This window comes from Streptomyces sp. NPDC018610 (assembly GCF_044391765.1).
GTDB lineage: Bacteria > Actinomycetota > Actinomycetes > Streptomycetales > Streptomycetaceae > Streptomyces.
In genome coordinates, this window is record NZ_JBISAL010000004.1 from 223,517 (window position 1) to 240,714 (window position 17,198).

At 72.3% G+C, this 17,198-nt stretch carries 13 protein-coding genes; 9 read left to right on the forward strand and 4 right to left on the reverse strand.

Annotated elements, in window-relative coordinates; translation table 11 throughout:
• The first annotated feature begins 144 nt into the window (after positions 1-144).
• From ACH5A8_RS12860 to ACH5A8_RS12875, 4 genes are all read left to right on the forward strand, one after another.
• Positions 145-957 (forward strand): class I SAM-dependent methyltransferase, encoded by an 813-nt coding sequence (locus ACH5A8_RS12860; RefSeq protein ID WP_399001496.1) that lies wholly within the window; start codon positions 145-147, stop codon positions 955-957.
• Positions 958-1,112: 155 nt separating this feature from the next.
• A complete protein-coding gene (locus tag ACH5A8_RS12865) occupies positions 1,113-1,652 on the forward strand; it encodes an ArsR/SmtB family transcription factor (protein WP_399001024.1) in 540 nt (179 codons plus the stop codon).
• A gap of 17 nt (positions 1,653-1,669) precedes the next feature.
• Entirely contained in the window at positions 1,670-2,944 is a 1,275-nt protein-coding gene (locus tag ACH5A8_RS12870; RefSeq protein ID WP_399001498.1) for an MFS transporter, read from the forward strand.
• 448 nt (positions 2,945-3,392) lie between these two features.
• Positions 3,393-3,968 carry a hypothetical protein gene (locus ACH5A8_RS12875; protein WP_399001025.1) on the forward strand — a complete coding sequence of 192 codons (576 nt, stop codon included), beginning with the start codon at positions 3,393-3,395 and terminating at the stop codon, positions 3,966-3,968.
• A 388-nt stretch (positions 3,969-4,356) separates the two neighbouring features.
• On the opposite strand, the gene ACH5A8_RS12880 is transcribed toward ACH5A8_RS12875, so the two are convergent.
• From ACH5A8_RS12880 to ACH5A8_RS12890, 3 genes are all read right to left on the reverse strand, one after another.
• Entirely contained in the window at positions 4,357-4,524 is a 168-nt protein-coding gene (locus ACH5A8_RS12880; RefSeq protein WP_399001027.1) for a hypothetical protein, read from the reverse strand.
• Between the two features lie 361 nt (positions 4,525-4,885).
• On the reverse strand, positions 4,886-5,257 hold the full coding sequence (locus ACH5A8_RS12885) for a hypothetical protein (protein WP_399001029.1): 372 nt from the start codon (positions 5,255-5,257) through the stop codon (positions 4,886-4,888).
• Between the two features lie 321 nt (positions 5,258-5,578).
• Positions 5,579-6,412 carry a PIG-L family deacetylase gene (locus ACH5A8_RS12890; protein WP_399001031.1) on the reverse strand — a complete coding sequence of 278 codons (834 nt, stop codon included), beginning with the start codon at positions 6,410-6,412 and terminating at the stop codon, positions 5,579-5,581.
• Between the two features lie 726 nt (positions 6,413-7,138).
• Between ACH5A8_RS12890 and ACH5A8_RS12895 the strand changes: the two genes are divergently transcribed.
• The 4 genes from ACH5A8_RS12895 (at position 7,139) to ACH5A8_RS12910 (ending at position 15,351) form a co-directional block, all read left to right on the forward strand.
• A complete protein-coding gene (locus ACH5A8_RS12895) occupies positions 7,139-9,187 on the forward strand; it encodes a discoidin domain-containing protein (protein WP_399001033.1) in 2,049 nt (682 codons plus the stop codon).
• A gap of 615 nt (positions 9,188-9,802) precedes the next feature.
• The gene (locus ACH5A8_RS12900) at positions 9,803-11,059 is read left to right on the forward strand and encodes an ATP-binding protein (protein WP_399001035.1); all 1,257 of its coding nucleotides are present in this window, start codon (positions 9,803-9,805) and stop codon (positions 11,057-11,059) included.
• A 209-nt stretch (positions 11,060-11,268) separates the two neighbouring features.
• Complete coding sequence (locus ACH5A8_RS12905; RefSeq protein WP_399001037.1) at positions 11,269-12,201, forward strand: GNAT family N-acetyltransferase; 933 nt, start codon at positions 11,269-11,271, stop codon at positions 12,199-12,201.
• Between the two features lie 201 nt (positions 12,202-12,402).
• Positions 12,403-15,351: a hypothetical protein gene (locus ACH5A8_RS12910; RefSeq protein ID WP_399001039.1), complete on the forward strand. Its 2,949-nt coding sequence runs from the start codon at positions 12,403-12,405 to the stop codon at positions 15,349-15,351.
• Positions 15,352-15,504: 153 nt separating this feature from the next.
• Here ACH5A8_RS12910 and ACH5A8_RS12915 read toward each other — a convergent pair whose 3' ends face one another.
• Positions 15,505-16,296, reverse strand: coding sequence for a helix-turn-helix domain-containing protein (locus tag ACH5A8_RS12915; protein WP_399001041.1), 792 nt, complete (start codon positions 16,294-16,296; stop codon positions 15,505-15,507).
• Positions 16,297-16,532: 236 nt separating this feature from the next.
• Here ACH5A8_RS12915 and ACH5A8_RS12920 point away from each other — a divergent pair, with 236 nt between their 5' ends.
• Positions 16,533-17,198, forward strand: a complete 666-nt coding sequence (locus ACH5A8_RS12920; protein ID WP_399001499.1) for a DUF4097 family beta strand repeat-containing protein — start codon at positions 16,533-16,535, stop codon at positions 17,196-17,198.

The following is a 17,198-nucleotide window of genomic DNA, read 5'->3' on the forward strand; positions in this document are numbered from 1 at the left end:
GCCAGGACGTCCTGGACGGATACCGCGAGCGGAGCCGACAGCGGACCGGGTGAGCGTGACGCGACCCCCTCGCCGGAGCCCTTGGAACCCATCTCCTAGGGTGGCGCGGTGACTGATGAGCGAGAGCGGGTGCGGCCGTCGGGCGTGTGGGCCACGGCGGTGGGGGTGGCCCGGGTGCGGGCCCTGGAGACCGAGCGGGAGGACGCGCTGTTCCGCGACCCGCTGGCACGGGCCTTCGCCGCCGCCGGCGGCCTGTGGCCCTCCTCGCCGCCGCCCGGTGACGAGGCCGCGCGACGCCGCCGGCTGGCCGTGTCGTTCTCCATCGTCATCAGGACGAAGTTCCTCGACGACCTGGTGCGGCAGGCCTCCGCGTCCGGGGTCCGGCAGGTCGTGCTCCTCGGCGCCGGCATGGACAGCCGGGCCTTCCGGATGGACTGGCCCGAGGGCACCCGGCTGTTCGAGGTCGACACCTGCGCGCCACTGGACTTCAAGGCATCGGTGCTGCGCCAGGAGCGGGCCGTCGCACGCTGCGAGCGCATCACCGTCGCGGTGGATCTGCGTGAGGACTGGCCGAGCGCGCTGGCCGCCGCGGGGCACGACCCGGCCGCGCCGACCGTGTGGATCGCCGAAGGACTGCTGATCTATCTGCCCGAGGACGCGGTGGAGACGCTGCTGGCCCGGATCGGCGCGCGGTCGGCGGCAGGGAGCCGGATGGGGCTGACGTTGGGCTCGCGGGGGGTTATCGATCGCTTCGGCGCGGACGCCGCGCCGGGATCGGCGGCGTCCCTGTGGGTCTCGGAGACGCCCGACGACCCGGTGGCCTGGCTGGCCGGACACGGCTGGGAGGCCACCTGCCACACCCTGCGCGAGCGCGCTGCCGCCTACGGCCGCCCGATCGGCACCCCGCCGCGGCGCGAGGAGCGGCCCGGCGGACTGATCTCGGCGGTCCGCCGGTAGAGCGTCCCCCGGTTCCCCGGAAGTTCCGATCGGCCGGACCCCCCGTCGAGGCCGCACGCCTCGCTTCCAGAGGCCGCCACCGTGGCCCAGCCCGTTTTCGGACAGCTCGAGATATCCCCTTGCGCAATGGTCAAGAAACGTTGACCATTGCTCGCATGCCTACCGACGACCTACCCGAGACGTTCCACGTCACCACTGACGAGCAGCTGCGCGCCGTCTCCAACCTCACACGTCACCGGATCATGGCCGTGCTCCGCTTCGAGCCGGCGACGATCACGCAGATCGCCGAGCGGGTCGGCCTCGCGAAGGGGAGTTCCAGCTATCACGTGCGGCTGCTGGAGCGGGCCGGCCTGGTGAAGGTGGTACGGACACGGAAGGTCCGGGGGGTCACCGAGCGGTACTACGCGATGGCCGCGCGGGCGATCGTCCTGCCGGATCCGGGCGAGGGAGGGCCGGATGTGCTGATGCGGCATGCGGTGGCGGACCTGGAGGCGGCGCCGACGGACGGCGAACGACACGTACGGATGGCCCATCTGCGGCTCACCGAGGAGCAGTTCGCACAACTGGGGGCACGGCTGCAGGCACTGGCGGACGAGTACCGGGAGCTGTCCGACCCCTCGCTGCCCGACGCGTCGCTCGTCTTCGCGCTCTTCCACCCGGCCTCGCGCGAGCAGACCGAGGGGGACGTCAAGTGACCTTGGACGCTCGCACGTTGCCGACCGGATTCGGACGGCTGTGGACCGCGCAGACGGTGTCCTCGTTCGGTGACGGGGTGACACATGCCGCGCTGCCGCTGCTCGCGTTGACGCTGACGCGGGACCCGATGGCGCTCGCCGTGGTCACGGCCGCCGGAACGCTGCCGTGGCTGCTCTTCGGGGTGCTCGGCGGTGCACTGGTGGACCGCTGGGACCGCCGGCGCACGATGTGGGTCACGGACACGGCACGTGCGGCGCTGCTCGCGATACCCGCGGTGGCGGCCGCCCTCGACGTCCTGAGCATCCCCCTGCTCGCGGCCGTCGCCTTCCTGCTCGGCCTCGGCGGACTCCTCTTCGACACGGCCGCCACGGCCTATCTGCCGGACCTGCTCCACCGCGACCCCGCACTTCTGGAGCGCGCCAACTCCCGCCTGCGCGGGGCCCAGACCGCCATGTCCGGCTTCGCGGGACCGCCTGCGGGCAGTGCCCTGCTCGCGCTCGGGCGAGCGTTTCCCCTGCTCGCCGACGCGGTGTCGTTCATGCTCTCCGCACTGCTCGTCCGTACGCTGCCCGCCCTGCCCCGGCCCGTGCCGGAGGTCCGCGAGCCACTGCTGCGGCAGGCACGCGCCGGCGCCTCGTACGTCTTCCGGGACCGGCTGCTGCTCGGGCTCGCGCTCCGCCCGGCGGTCGGGAACATCGCCTTCCTCGCGGTCGAGACCGTCCTCGCCCTCTTCGCGCACGACCGCCTCGGCATCGACACCTACGGCTTCGGCCTGCTCCTCACGGTGGAGGCCACCGGTGGCCTGCTCGGCGCGGGCATCGCCTCCTTCCTCGGCCGACGACTCGGCACCGGCACCGCGTTGACCTGCACAGCCGCCGTCGAAGGGCTCGCCATCCTGTGCCTGGCCGCCGCTCCCGACGCGTACGCCGCCGGCCTCGCGCTCGCCGTCTGCGGGGTCGGCATGGGCGCCACCATGGTGCTCAGCCCCTCCCTCCGACAGGCGATCGTCCCCGCCCACCTCATGGGCCGGGTCACCTCCACCTCCCGCATGCTCGCCATGTGCGCCGCCCCCGTCGGGGCCTTCTTCGGCGGCTGGCTGGCCACCACCTACGACATCCGCACCCCGGTCTACGCCGCCGGCGCCCTCCTCCTGACGATGACGGCCGTCACGGCCTCCATGACCGACAACCGCCGGGTCGAAGCGGCGCTCCGTGCTGCCGCCCCGGCCGACGGTCCGGATCACCCGGCACCCGAGGATCCCGCCCAGGAGCGTGCGGCAGACCTGGTGTGACACCTGCCGAGCGCCACGACAGGCCGGGTGCGCGCCCCTACGGGGCGCGAGGCGCGGCCAGTCGAGCGCGCTCCATCTCGCCCCGGAGGCATGGCCGATCTCTGGTCGGAACACCTGGCGACGCCCAACGAGGAACTCATCATGCGCGAGGGCCGCGCGGAAGCCGCGGGCCGGGCATCCCGAGCGGCGGCTTCGTCGGTGCCCGGAAGCGGGAGGCGAGGCTGTGCCACTTCGACGAACTGGTCGTGCACGCAGGCGCGTCTGTTGGAGGACGACGCCGCACGCTCAACGGCCGCACGCATCGCCGCTCACCTGGATGCCCGCGCCGGGGCCGGCGAACTCCGACCTGGAGGGAGCCGCGCGTGATCCGGAAGAAGCCGGACACGGTGGCGCCTGGCTCTGAACTCGGGTACTGGCCAAGGGGACACCGCGCCTGCACAATGCGCCCGTGGAGTTACTGACTGCTGTGCTGCCCGTGGGCGCCACGGTGTTCGTCGCCGTCATGGGCTACCTCCAGTGGCGACGCAGCGAGCGGCGACAGGCCGAGAACGAAGCGGCGCGCCGGGAACTGGAGCAGGCGGAGCGACGTCGTATCGCCCGCGGAACGTACGACCGGCAGCGTCTCGAAGCCCTGCGGGAACTGCTGGACAAGCTCCGTGAGCTAGAAGTCCAGTCACGCTGGAACCCGGGGGGACGGGATCTGCGCGCCGAGGTGCCGAAGATCAATGGCTTCCTGATCAGACATGGCGAGGTGCTGGAGGACGAGGATCGTCGGCTGGCACAGCAGTTCCTCAAGGGGCTGACATGGATCGATCATCACGAGGCCGATGAGCGCCGGGAGTGGGAAGAACGTCGGGAGCAGCAGCTCGCCGAGCACGGCCTCGACATCGGCTCGTACGAGAGCTCTTGGGCGCGGACGGAATCCTTGGACTGGATCGCTGACTCCCAAGACGCCGTGCGGAGATGGACGTCGGCGCGGGCCGCCCTGGAGGAACGGCTCCGCAAGGCGCTCCAAGGCCTGTGAAGGGACCGACGATGCCGGGCATGGCATCGTCGCCGGCGTTCACGAAGTCGTCTGGTGTTCACCACCCCATCGCGCCGACGTCCATGGGCGGGTCGGCCGGCGGCGAGCCGGCCGCCGCTGTCTCCCGCGGCGGAGGGCTGGGGCCGTGACCGGAAGGGTTCACCGGCCGGCGAGGGCGTCGACCTCGTCGACGACCGGCCGCACGCGGCCGATTCGTCGCCGCGTCGGCAGCGCAGGCAGCCGACGCCCTCGCCCGAGCGGGAAGCCACTGACCAGAAGGCCGGAACCGCGGACGCCCCATCAGTTCGAGAACCGGCCTGCCCCTGCTGGTCCTTGGCCGCTGTGCGGGTCGGCCGGCCAGGGCTCAGCGGGGGCCGGGGACGGGGAGTCAGCGTCTGCGGGCCCAGCCGGCGCCGACTCCGGCCACGTGCAGGGCCAGAGCGGTCAGCCCCAGCAGCATGACGTTCGTCGAAGAGAACACATCGTTGGTGCTGAGGTCCGCCGCGTTGATCAGGAACGCCACGAAGAACAGCACCGCCGAGACTATGCCGAGCATGAACGAGCTCCTTTCCGACTTCCGAAGAGGTGAAGCCCGTATGCCCGGTCCACGCGATCGCAGACCTCCCGGGCGAGGACGCGGGTGACGGCGAGACACCGGGGCGTCCTCCGCGCCGGCATCGGCTCGGCTCGGCTCGATGGGGCACGCTCCCCGGTCATGACTAGCGGGACGGCCTCGGGCCGCACACGGATCGGTGACCCGGTGCTCCGCCGAGCGCCGTGCGGGCCGGTGCCGGCCCGCTGCGGTGCTCGGGATGACAGGGAACCACAACAGCCGCTCGTGGATCCGGGCCGAGCCCGAGACGGCTCGATCCTGCCCGCCGGCCCGCGCGCCTGGCCCGGCGACGCATGCGCAGGCGTCACACGGGAGGGCAGCCGAACCAGTCGACCGTGCCCTTGTCGGCGTCGGAGGTGTAGCCGAGGCACCTGATGGTCTGGTCGTGCAGGGTCCTGGTGCGGTCGACCCCGCCGTCCAGGGTGTCGCCCTTGTAGTGGGTCTGCACGAGGGTGTCGATCTCGACGGTGTACCAGCGCTTCCCGTAGGACGGAATGCTGCAATCACGGGCGGTCACGCTGCGGCTGGGCCCGCTCTCCCACATGTCCTGCTCGGCGCGCTCGCAGTGGGCGCCTGGGGCGGCGACGGCGGGGGAGGCGGCCGTGCCGAGCAGAGCCGGCGCGCCCATGGCGATCGCCGCGGCGACGCCGAGAAGGTGCTTCACGGTGAGGTTCATCGGTGGGTCCTCCTGCCGGGCGCGGTGACTGACCGGAGCCCTCGTATCGTCTCCGTGTGATCATCACACCGGGTCAGGGCCTCCGGCCCGGCAGCAGGTGTTCCGTTCCCCCGACCCGGTGACATCGGTGCTGCCGATGCAGCAGGCCGCGGGCATGCCCCCGGGGCGGCCCGGAGCGGACCGCCACCGGCGCCGGGCGCGCCACTCCGCCTGACCGCCGCCGAGCATGCCGGTGGCCGGCCGGCGTCGGCCGACGTGGTGGCGCGCCCGGCCCGAGTCATGCGGACCGTGGGCCCCGCCGGGCCCCGGCGGGCGGGCGGATCAGCGCAGTCCGGCGAAGAGGTCCTTCTCGGGCAGGGCCGCGCCGGTGGTGTCCTGGACGCGTACGAAGGTCTCGACGCCCATCAACTGGGTGAACCGTTCCCGGCCCATCCTGAGGAAGAAGATGTTCTCGCCCTGGCTCGCGTGCGCGGCCAGCGCGTCGAACTTCTGGCCGCCGAACTCGGTGGTGTCCACCCAGGTGGTGATCTCCTCGTCGGGGAGTCCGATCTCGGCCATCGCGGCGGTCTCGGCGGGATCCGGCTCCTGCCCTTCCGCACCGAACTCGCGCATGACCTCCCCGAACCGCTGCATCATCGAGCGCGGCACCGTCGTCCAGTACACCTTCGGTGTCAGCCCGGTCATCGCCAGCGCCGCCATCGTGATGCGGTTGGCCTGGATGTGGTCGGGGTGGCCGTAGAAGCCGTTCTCGTCGTAGGTGACGACCACGTCGGGCCGGTAGCGCAGCATGAGTTCCGCGAGTCGGGCGGCGCCCTCCTCCACGGGCGTCCGCCAGAAGGACCCGGGGGCGTCGTTGGTCGGCCAGCCCATCATCCCGGAGTCGGCGTAGTCCAGCATCTCCAGATGACCGACTTTCAGAACCTCGCAACTGGCGGCGAGTTCCTGGCGCCGCATCGAGGCGACGGCCGCCGGATCATGTCCGGGATCGCCCGGCTTCACGCCCCCCGGCCCGTCACCGCAACCGCCGTCGGTACACGTCACGAGAACCGTGCGGACACCCTCCGCCGAGTACCGCGCGAGGACGCCTCCCGTTCCGGTGGCCTCGTCGTCGGGGTGGGCGTGTACCGCCATGAGGGTCAAAGGCCAGTCGTTCATGAGGTGGTCCTCCTGTGTGAAAATACGTGATCCGCATCAGCGGCGGGCGCGCGAGGGAACGCCCCCTCGATGACAGAACGCCCCGCCCGGAGGTGTATTCCCGGGCATCGGGACGGGACGCGACCTCCGCGTCACGACGACGAACGAGGACGACCCTCGACGCCTCGCCCTACGATCGCGGCACCGGCACGCACGAACGCGCGTGCCCGACGCATCGAGTGAGCCCATGAGCGACGACGTGCCTGTCGGTCAGGTTCGGGACCGCCGTCCGGAACCCCGGACGCGACTGGTTCCGCACGGTCGCTCGCGAACCCCTTCGAGCCGCCTGACAGAACTCCACTCTCTTAAGTCAAGGCAAAAGAAAAGGCGTTGAAGTTCTTGACCGGTGCATGACGGACGGGCATGGTTCCGGAGGGCGCTCTCCTGACCCCGCTCTCCGACCCGCCTCCTGGGAGGTGAGTCCGTGCTCGCGGTCGGCGCGGCCCTGGCGCCTCGTCCGGCCAAGGCCGTGACGAGAACGGCCAGGGACGGACGTGGACCGTGCGGGCATCGAACCGAGCGGAGGTCCGGGTCGTTCGCCTCGCCGACGCGTCACCGGCAGGACGCCGTCGCGCCGGCTGGAGAGCGCGTTCCCGCACCGCCCGGCGACACCAAGGAGACGCTGTGATCGGCAGACCCCCGGCCCTGTCCTCTCAAAGATCCTTCCGAACGACGGTCCTGGCCTGTGTGACGGTGCTCGTCGCCGCTCTCACCCTGGCCGTCACCCAGTCCCCGGCCCGCGCCGCGGGAACCCTCCTCTCGCAGGGGAAGCCGGTCACGGCCTCCTCCATCGAGAACGCCGGCACCCCGGCCACCGCCGCGGTCGACGGCGACGCCGGTACGCGCTGGTCCAGCGCGGCCGCCGACCCGCAGTGGCTCCAGGTCGACCTCGGCACCGGATCGACGATCAGCTCCGTCACCCTGAACTGGGAGACGGCGTACGCCACGGCCTACGAGATCCAGACCTCCACCGACGGCACCACGTGGAAGAGCGTCTACACCACCACGACGGGCCGAGGCGGCACCGAGAACCTCACCGTCAGCGGTTCCGGGCGGTACGTCCGCCTCACCACCACCCGGCGCGCCACCCAGTACGGGGTGTCCCTCTGGGAGTTCCAGGTGTACGGCACGGCCGGCGCCGGCAGCACCTGCTCGACCGCCGACGCCGCACTCGGCAGGCCCGCCACCGCCTCCTCCACCGAGAACGCCGGCACCCCGGCCACCGCCGCGGTCGACGGCGACGCCGGTACACGCTGGTCCAGCGCGGCCGCCGACCCGCAGTGGCTCCAGGTCGACCTCGGCTCCGTACAGAGCGTCTGCGGCGTCCAGTTGAGCTGGGAGACGGCGTACGCGAAGGCCTACCAGATCCAGGTCTCCGACGACGGCTCCTCCTGGACCAGCGTCTACAGCACGAACACCGGCCCCGGCGGCACCGAGCTGATCTCGACGAACGGCACCGGCAGGTACGTCCGGGTGTACGGCACCACCCGCGCCACCCAGTACGGCTACTCGCTCTGGGAGTTCCAGGTCTTCACCGGAGGGACGACGACCCCGCCGGGCGGCGGCGCGACCCTGCTGTCGTACAAGAAGCCGGCCACCGCCTCGACCTACCAGAACGCCAACAGCTGCGTCGACTGCACCCCCGCCAAGGCGTTCGACGAGGACCCGGCCACGCGCTGGGCGACCAGCGACGTCAACGGCTGGGTGGATCCCGGCTGGATCGCCGTCGACCTCGGCGCGAGCGCGCACATCACCAAGGTCGTCCTCCAGTGGGACCCGGCCTACGCCACCGCCTACCAGATCCAGACCTCGTCCGACGGCGTCAACTGGACCAGCATCTACTCGACTTCCAACGGCAAGGGATTCAAGGAGACCCTGAACGTCGACGGCACGGGACGCTGGGTGCGCATGTACGGCACCGCGCGCAGCAACGGCTACGGCTACTCCCTGTGGACCTTCGACGTGTACGGCACGGGCGGGAACCCCACCGCTCCGCCCGCGCCCCCGGCCGACCCGGGCAACCCCGGACGCCTGGTGTGGAGCGACGAGTTCAACGGCCCGGCGGGCGCCAAGCCGGACACCACGAAGTGGTCCCAGGACCCGGGCAACGGCCAGAACGGCGAGCTGGAGTACTACACCAACGGCGACAACACCTCGATGGACGGCAACGGCAACCTCGTCATCGAGGCGCGCAAGGAGGCCGACGGACGGTACACCTCGGGCCGGATCAACACCTCGGACCACTTCAACTTCACGTACGGCCACGTCGAGGCGCGCATCAAGGTGTCGGGCACGCAGGGCCTGTGGCCGGCCTTCTGGCTGCTGGGATCGAACTTCAAGACCGGCACGCCCTGGCCCAACTGCGGTGAGATCGACATCATGGAACACGTCGGCAAGGTCGCTGACTCCGTCTACTCCACACTGCACGCCCCCGCCTACAACGGCGGCAACGGCTACGGTTCCCCCTACACGGTCGCGGGCAGCGACTTCGCCGCCGCCTTCCACACCTACGCCCTGGACTGGAACTCCAGCCGCATGACCTTCTCCGTGGACGGCAAGAGCTTCTTCACGGCGGAGCGCTCGACGGTGGAACAGACCCGTGGGCCGTGGGTGTACGACCACCCCTTCTACATCATCCTCAACAACGCGGTGGGCGGCGACTGGCCCGGATCTCCGGACGCCACCACCGTGCTGCCGCAGAAGATGCTCGTCGACTACGTGCGTGTGTCGCAGTAGCCGGCGACCGCGCCGCGCCGGCACCGCCTCCCGCGGGCACCCTCACCGCCTCCCGCGGGCAACCTCACCGCCTCCCGCGGGCAACCTCACCGCCTCCCGCGGACACGGTCACCCCTGACCGGCGACGGCGCCCCGGGCCGAGAGGCCGGCTGAGGCCGGGCGCACGAGAGGAAACGCCCGGTCCGGCAAGCACCCGCGGCTGCCGCGGAAGACGCTCGTCCGTGGAGGAGATCCCTCTCCTCCACGGACGGGTGGACGACGAGGCCGAAACGCCCTCCTCGGTGCGCGTCAGGCGAGCCGGCCACGACCGGGGACGACTCCTTCCGTCCGTGTGGGCCTGCCACAGGCCGGGGCCCCGCACACCGGCCACGGTGGGGCGGTGTCCGTGGCCCGGTGGGGCGGCGTCCGTAGCCCGGTCGGGTGGCCTCCGGGACCCGACCCGGTGGCGTTCATGCCGCACGCCCTCGGTCGTCCGGTGGCCGGGACCGCGTCCTCACCCCTGGTCCGGCAGGCCGCCGCCATGCGTCACGGCCGCAGCGGCCGAAGCCGGACACGCCCTGGTCACCGGAGGGCCCGCGGCCACGGCAGGGGCGGTCCGGCAGGCACACTGGGGTCATGGCTACCCCTGGTCCGGCCGGAGCGCCGTCGTGCCGGTTGCCGCCGCGCCCGCAGAGTGCCGCGGCGGCCCGGCGGTTCGTGCGCGATGTCCTGGACGGCGCGGTCCCGGACGTCGTGGACACCGCGCAGCTGCTGGTCAGCGAGTTGGTGACCAACGCGGTGATGCACGCGCACACCGAGGTGGAGGTGCAGGCCTGGGCCGTGGACGGACGGGTGCACGTCCAGGTCAGCGACCACAGACCCGACCGTGTCCTGGTGCCCCCGGCCGACGGCAGCGCGTACGCCGGTACGGGCCGGGGTCTGGCCATGGTCGAACAGCTGGCCTCCACCCACGGGGTCCTCGTCGGTGAGGACCGCAAGACGGTCTGGTTCGAGTTGTGGCCCGGCACACCGGAGCCGCCGGCCTCCGGCTGGAGCGTCCCCGCGGCGCCCCTCGGCGCGACGGCGACCGTGGAGCTGGTCGATCTGCCCGGCGCGCTGCACAGGGCGGCCCAGCAGCACCGCGAGGCGTTGCTGCGTGAATCGCTGATGGCCGCGTTCGCGGGCGACCTGTCCTCCGCCCCGCTGGACGACCTGCTGACCGCGCACGACACCAACCACCTCATCAACGAGCGTCTGGCCGCCGTGTCCGAGAGCCACTCCCGCGGAGACCTGTACACGCTGCGCGTACAGATGCCCGCCGACGCCCGCGAAGCCGTGCTCGGCCTGGGCCGGGTCCTCGAAGCGGCCAACGAAGCGGCCAGCCAGGGAAGGCTGTTGACCAGGCCGGCACTGCCGCAGATCCGCGCCGCCACCCGCTGGCTCCTCGGACAGATCACCGACCAGCTCTCCGGGCACGGTCCCACCGCCTGGCCCGCGATGCCCCGCGAGCCGAGCGCCACGGCCCCCGAGCTGGCACCCTGGGATCCCGGGCAGCTGCAGGCCACCAGCACGCCGACGATCGCCGCCGACGACGGCAACCGCATCATCGCCGCTAACGCGGCAGCGGCCGAACTCCTGGGCTGGCGCCCGGAAGAACTCGTCGGGCAGCGGATCATCGTGATCGTCCCGGAACACCTGCGTGAACGCCACATCGCCGCCTTCACCTCCCTGCTGCTGACCGGACAGGCGCACATCCTCGGCCGGCGGGTGACCATGCCCGCCCTCCACCGCGACGGCAGGCTGATCGAGATCAGCCTCTGCATCCAGACGCAGGAGGCGACCAACGGCCGCAGCGTGTTCGTCGCCCGTCTCGGCGAGAGGAACGCCGAGTGACCGCGGCACGGCGCCGCCGAACGCGGCCGGTCCGCGGCACGGCCGCCTGACCGCGAGTGCGGCCGGCACTCCGGCCGGGAGCGCGGCTTCCCCGAGCGCGGCCGGCCGGGCCGCTGTCGTGCCCCGCAGCCGGGCGCTGTCGTGCCCCGCGGCCGGGCCGCCCGGCAATCCGCTCGACAGGCGCATAGGGGTGGGACAGGGTTCACCTCATGCCTGATTCCTCCTCGCCGTGGTTGCCGGTCGGCTACCGGAGCCGCCCGGCGACCACCGCCGACGTCCACGCGATCCACCGTCTGGTCGCCGCCTGCGAACACGCGCTGCACGGTCGCGTCACGACCGGCTCCGACCACATCACCGCTGATCTCGCCCTGCCCGGCCTGGAGTTGAAGTCCGACACGCTGCTCGTGCGCGGCCCCGGAGGAGAGCCGGCCGGCTGGGGCTGGGTGAAGGGGCGGCGGGCCACGGTCCACGTGCACCCCGATCACCGCGGACGGGGCCTCGGCGGCTCGCTTCTCGGCTGGACCGAGACACGGGCCGGGCGACTCGGAGGCGACCGGCTGGCCCAGACCGTCTCCGACGACGATCACGCGGCGGTCGCTCTCCTGCGGTCCCGCGGATACTCCCCGCTCGTCACCGAGTGGCTGCTGGAGATCGCCATGCCCGTCGAACCCGAGGTTCCCGAGCCTCCGGCGGGCATCACCGTACGACCGTTCCGGCCCGGCGACGAACAAGCGGCGTACCAACTCACCGAGGACGCGTTCGACGAGTGGCAACAGCGGCGGAAGACCTACGAGGAATGGGCGCGGCACACGGTCGAACGCTCCTCGTTCGAGCCGGGGGCGTCACCGGTGGCCTTCGCCGGCGACCAGATGGTCGGCGCGGTGCTGTCGCTGGACGTCCCGGACACCGGCGAGGGATACGTCGAGCGGGTCGCGGTACGACGCGACCACCGCGACCGGGGGATCGCCCGCATGCTCCTGCGGGACACGTTCCGCACGTTCCACCGCCGGGGGAAGCGGACCTGTACGCTCTGGACGCACTCGGACACCGGTGCGCTGTCGCTGTACGAGCGGATAGGCATGACGGTCCGGCGCAGTTCCACGGTGTACGGCAAGGCGCTCACCACCGGCCGGCCGAAGTAGGCCGGTCCTGCTCCGCCGGTGGCTCCGGAGCGCGTATCGCGGCCGTCCGGAGCGAGTTGCCGTGTCCCGCCCTGGCGGGCCGAGGAACCGACCCGGTACGCCCCGACTTTCACAGGGCCTCCGGGGTGCAGCGGCACTCCGGTCCGGGTATCCCCATCGAACTTGATGTTCGAGCAGGCCGATGTGACGGGGGCGGAGCACATGGGAAGACGGGTCTGGACAGGCAGTGCCGAGGTGGAGGCGGCCGACGCGGTCTTCGCCCTCATGAGGCGGCTCATCGACGGCTTCCGGGCGAACCCCCCGGTGACCCCGCTGGTGGTGCTGCAGGCCACCGAGGAGGACGCCACCGGCGCCCTCGACCGGCGGGTCGCGCAGGTGGTGGAGTTCGTCCGCCGGAGCCAGCAGCCCCGGGGACTGATCGCCAAACGGCTCGACGGCGGGGGCGGCCCGGACACCTACTCCTCGGCCGTCGACATGGTGCGCCAACTGTGCGAGCACTCCTGGGACAACGCGCGGCAGTCGCAGTACAAACCCTTCGCGTTCCCGCGCTCACGCCTGCTGCGGGCGATCGAACAGGCCGCGCCCGAGGTCGGCGCCGAGGTCACGACCGTGTGGACGGCGGCGGAGCGCCGTGAACGCCTGATGCGCAGACTGGCCGAGCTGCGCTGGCGGCCCGGCGGCGGTCCGGACGGCGGCGAGGGCCGGCGCCGCGCTCCGGCACTGGCGGAGGCCGTCGGCGCCGTCGTCAACCCGTCCGGATTCGTAGGGGCGATGTTCATCGCATGCCTCAGCGTGCTGCTGGGGGAGGGCGGTTGGCGTACGGCGGTGTGGGGCGGCGCGCTGGCGTTGACGGTGTTCGGCCTGGTGCACCTGCTCGCGCGCAGCGCCCCACCACTGCTGTGGCTGCGCAGGGCCAGCCGCTGGTTCGCGACCACCACCTTCCTGGCCCCGCTCAGCGACCGGCCGGCGGCCGCCGACTGGTCGCGCTGGCGGCCCGCGAAGTCCTGGGAGACGATCCGTGGGCGGGCGTTCGCCGTCGCCGAGCAGGTCGTCGCCGCGCAGGCGGGAGACGTGACCGCCCGTCAACTCCACCTGGAGCTCAGGGTGCTGGCGCTGCTGGAGGATCTGCGCGAGAACTTCCGCCCGCGGGCGCTGGACCTGCGCCGCCGCAAGCGCACCGTGCCGCCCGTGGTGTACCTTCCCCGGGCCACCGAGGACGACGGCGGTCTGCTGCTGCTCCGCACCCTCAGCAACGTGCGCAGCCGGCGCAGCGAGGTCGACCCGCTGCTCGTGCTGGCCGCGGTCCCGGCGGCCGAGCGCCTGCGACCGCCGGGCGCCGTGGATCCGGAGCCGGGCGCCGGGCCGGACCGCCCCGAAGGCGAGGACGAGGAGGGGGCGTTCGGAGCGGATGCCCGCTACCAGCGGTGGGTGACCAGCCTCAACGCCGGTCAGTCCCCGGGCCGGGCCGCCGCACTCCCGTGGATCCTGCACATACCGATGCCCGCCGACGAACTGCGCCACCGGCGCTCCGCTCAACACTCCACCGACAGGATCCGCCGGACACCGGCCTGGCTCCTGTGGTCCCGGCCCTGCCTCGTCGTGGTCCTCGCCCTCGGCCTGGCCGCGGGCTTCCTCGGCAACCGCTACCTGGCCACGCGCTACTGCGAGGGCCGGCTGCTCGGCTCCAACACCGACTCCGGTCTCCACGACGGCGAGTGCATCGGCGTGGCCACCGGGGACGTACGGCTCGCCGAGGGCGACACGCTGAACCTGTCCGGCGCCGGCAAGGGCGTCACCTTCGACGCGGTGGAGCGGGCGATCAGGGCCGAGAACGCGGCCATCGGACCGCACGACGCCCATGTGACGATCGTCTACGCCGGTCCGGTCACCGCCGCCGAGCAGTCCGGCACCCGCAAGGGGCTGGAGGAGATCACGGGGGTGTACCTCTACCAGCACTACGCCAACGTCAGCACCGACCAGCCGACCAAGATCAAGGTCCTGCTGGCCAACGCGGGCGAGAACATGCTCCACGTGCTGCCCATGGCCCGGCACATCGCCGACCTGGCGCGGCGCGACCGCTCCGTCGTCGGAGTGGTGGGCATGGGACGCGACACCACGGAGACCGAGCAGGCCGCGCGGATCCTCAAGGGGGCCGGCCTGCCCGTGGTGAGCACCACCAACTCCGGCAGCCACCTGGCGCGCAGACTGTCGAACTGGTTCGGGCTGGCCGCCACCGACGAGGAGGAGGCGAACGCCCTGCGGGTCGTCGCCCGCCAACTGGCCGCCCGCGAGCCCGGCGCCCGGGCCGTCGTGCTGTCCAGGTCGGTCGGCAGCGAGAAGGACCTGTACACCACCGAACAGGCCAGGGTGGGCAAGCGCATGCTGGCCGACGCCGGCTTCGCGCCGGCGCCCTCCCGGACGTACCGGCTCAGCGCCGAGGGCGAACCCGAACTGACCACCCCCATCAGCGACATCTGCGGCAGCCGGCCCGTGCCGAGAGCCCTCTACTTCGCGGGCCGGGTGGAGGACGTGCCCAACCTGATGTCCCAGCTCGGCTCCACACCCGGCTGTTCCGGACGCGGCATCACCGTGTTCACCGGCGACGACCTCACCAAGAGCAACTACGAGGAGGGGGAGAACCTGCGCATCCCCGACGAGGTCACCCTCTACCACGTGGCCCTCGCTCCCATGGACCTCGCGGCGACGACGGGTTTCTACGTCGACGCCCACCGGGTCCTCATGGACCTGCTGCCCGCCGGATCACGGCCGACGGCGCTCGCCGATCCCGCACGGCCCTGGACCGACGCGCTGTTCTCGAGCGGGCAGTCGGTGCTGTCCTACAGCGCCACGGCCGTGCTCTACCGGGCCGCGCGGAACGGGGACGTCCCGCAGACAGCCGCCGAGACCTGGGCCGACCTGCGCTGGCACCCCAACCCGAACCTGCCGGTCGGCACGGTCGGCTTCGCCGGCAGCCGGCCCTACGCCGACCAGCGCGGGCACGGTTACGAGATCGTGCGGGTGAGCTATGACGACGGCGAGGTGCGGTCGGTGAACGTGTGCGGACGCCCCGCGGGCAGCGAGGCACCGCTCACGCCACCGCCCGGCCCCAAGGGGGCCGACCCGCACACGGTCTGCCGCCTGCGGCCCTGACGAGAGGCTCCGCCGGGGGACCGCCGCGACCACATCACCCCCCTATGGAGGCGGCTTCGTCCACGGCTGACATGACGGTGAGGGGGGCCGCGTCTACGAAAAGAGCCGGCCCGCGCTCGGATGGTCCTGGGCGCCGTCCACGCAGATACTCCTTCAGCCTCTCCCCGTCCCGCCCGCAGACGGACGCGTCGCGGGAGCGGGCGTTCCGTGAACGGGCGTCGCGGGTGCGGGCGTCGCGGGTGCGGTGCTCAGGACCGCGCGGGCCTGTTCGGCGGCGCGGGTGATGCTCTCGCTGATGAAGTCGAGGAAGCGGGCGATGTTCTCCAGCCGGGCGGCCGCGGGGGTGTCGCGGCCGAGGACGGCGGCGCCCTGGCGCGCGGCGGCGACGAGTCGGTCGTTGGAACGGGCGCTGGCGATCGTCGCCTGGTAGAAGAGTTCGTCGTCGACGACGTAGCGGTCGCGGCGGGCTTCGTCGCGTTCCCGGCGGACCAGGCTCTGGCTCTCCAGGAAGGCGATGGCCTTGGAGATGGACGCCGGACTGACCTGGAGGCGCTGGGCGAGCCGGGACGCGGTGAGACTGCCCGCGTCCGTGGTGAACAAGCAGGTCAGCACCCTGGCCGGCATCTTGGGCAGGCCCGTCGCCATGAGGACGGTGGTCAGTGACTCCTCGTACTCGGCCACGGCCTCGGCGTCGCGCCCGGGCGGCTGGAGAACCGGCCGCGCGCCCGGGACCGGGGCGGATCCGCGCCGCTGGGCGCGGCGTTCGGCGGCACGGTGGGCCAGGTCGGCCCGGTAGGCGGTGGGGCCGCCGTTGCGCATCACCTCACGTGTGACGGTCGAGGTCGGACGCTCCAGACGCCGGGCGATCTCGGCGTAGGGGAGGCTGTCGGCCAGCCCCAGCGCGATCTGCCGGCGTTCCTGCTGGGTGAGCCTGCCTCCCGGCATCGCGTTCTCCTCAGTGCTGCCGCGTGGTGGTACCTGCTCCGTCACCTTAGCGTTCACCGACCGCTCATTGCAATGATGGTGATCGCTGCCGTTGCGTTAGATGTCAGCCCGTTGCAACAACTTACCTGCTGTGACGTGCACTTACTCGACGCCAGTGCAACAACCTTGTTGCCGTCTATTGGAAAGCAACGTAGCGTTTCCGTTGCCGGAAACCACAACGAGCACCGGAGAGCATGATGCAGAAGTTCGTCACCCCCGCCCCGATCTCCGCCGTCCTGTCCGTCCCCGCCGGCCGCGTCCGGTTCATCGCCGCCGACCGCTCCGACACCACCGTCGAGATCCTGCCCGCCGACCCCGGCAGCGGCCGCGACGTGCGGGCCGCCGAGCGGGCCACCGTCAGCTGCGCCGACGGCGTCCTGCGGATCGACGCCTCCGAGCCCGGGAGCCGGCTATCCGGCTCGGCCGGATCCCTGGAGGTCACCGTCCAACTGCCCGCCGGCTCCCGCGTCGAGGCCGAGGCCGCCGCCTGCGAGCTGCGCGTCGTCGGCCGCCTCGGGGACGTCGTCTTCGACGGCGCGTACCGTCACGTGAAGATCGACGAGGCGGCGAGCGTCCGCCTCACCGCGACCGACGGCGACGTCGAGGTGGGCCGGCTGGGCGGCCCGGCGGAGATCAGCACCGCCCGGGGCGACATCCGGATCGCCGAGGCCCTGCGCGGCACGGTCGTGCTCGGCACCCGGTCCGGCGACATCACGGTCGGCGCCGCCGCCGGCGTCCCGGCCACCCTGGACGCCGGTACCGGCCACGGCCGCGTCAGCAACGCCCTCAAGAACGACGGCGCCGCCGTACTCGACATCCGCGCCACCACCTCCCACGGCGACATCACCGCCCGCAGCCTCTGA

Excerpts from the sequence above, each read along its gene's own strand:
- ACH5A8_RS12865 (WP_399001024.1), top strand. The coding sequence starts at position 1,113 with ATGCCTACCGACGACCTACCCGAGACGTTCCACGTCACCACTGACGAG.
- ACH5A8_RS12880 (WP_399001027.1), bottom strand. The coding sequence starts at position 4,524 with ATGCTCGGCATAGTCTCGGCGGTGCTGTTCTTCGTGGCGTTCCTGATC.
- ACH5A8_RS12885 (WP_399001029.1), bottom strand. The coding sequence starts at position 5,257 with ATGAACCTCACCGTGAAGCACCTTCTCGGCGTCGCCGCGGCGATCGCC.
- ACH5A8_RS12890 (WP_399001031.1), bottom strand. The coding sequence starts at position 6,412 with ATGAACGACTGGCCTTTGACCCTCATGGCGGTACACGCCCACCCCGAC.
- ACH5A8_RS12900 (WP_399001035.1), top strand. The coding sequence starts at position 9,803 with ATGGCTACCCCTGGTCCGGCCGGAGCGCCGTCGTGCCGGTTGCCGCCG.
- ACH5A8_RS12905 (WP_399001037.1), top strand. The coding sequence starts at position 11,269 with ATGCCTGATTCCTCCTCGCCGTGGTTGCCGGTCGGCTACCGGAGCCGC.
- ACH5A8_RS12910 (WP_399001039.1), top strand. The coding sequence starts at position 12,403 with ATGGGAAGACGGGTCTGGACAGGCAGTGCCGAGGTGGAGGCGGCCGAC.
- ACH5A8_RS12915 (WP_399001041.1), bottom strand. The coding sequence starts at position 16,296 with ATGCCGGGAGGCAGGCTCACCCAGCAGGAACGCCGGCAGATCGCGCTG.
- ACH5A8_RS12920 (WP_399001499.1), top strand. The coding sequence starts at position 16,533 with ATGCAGAAGTTCGTCACCCCCGCCCCGATCTCCGCCGTCCTGTCCGTC.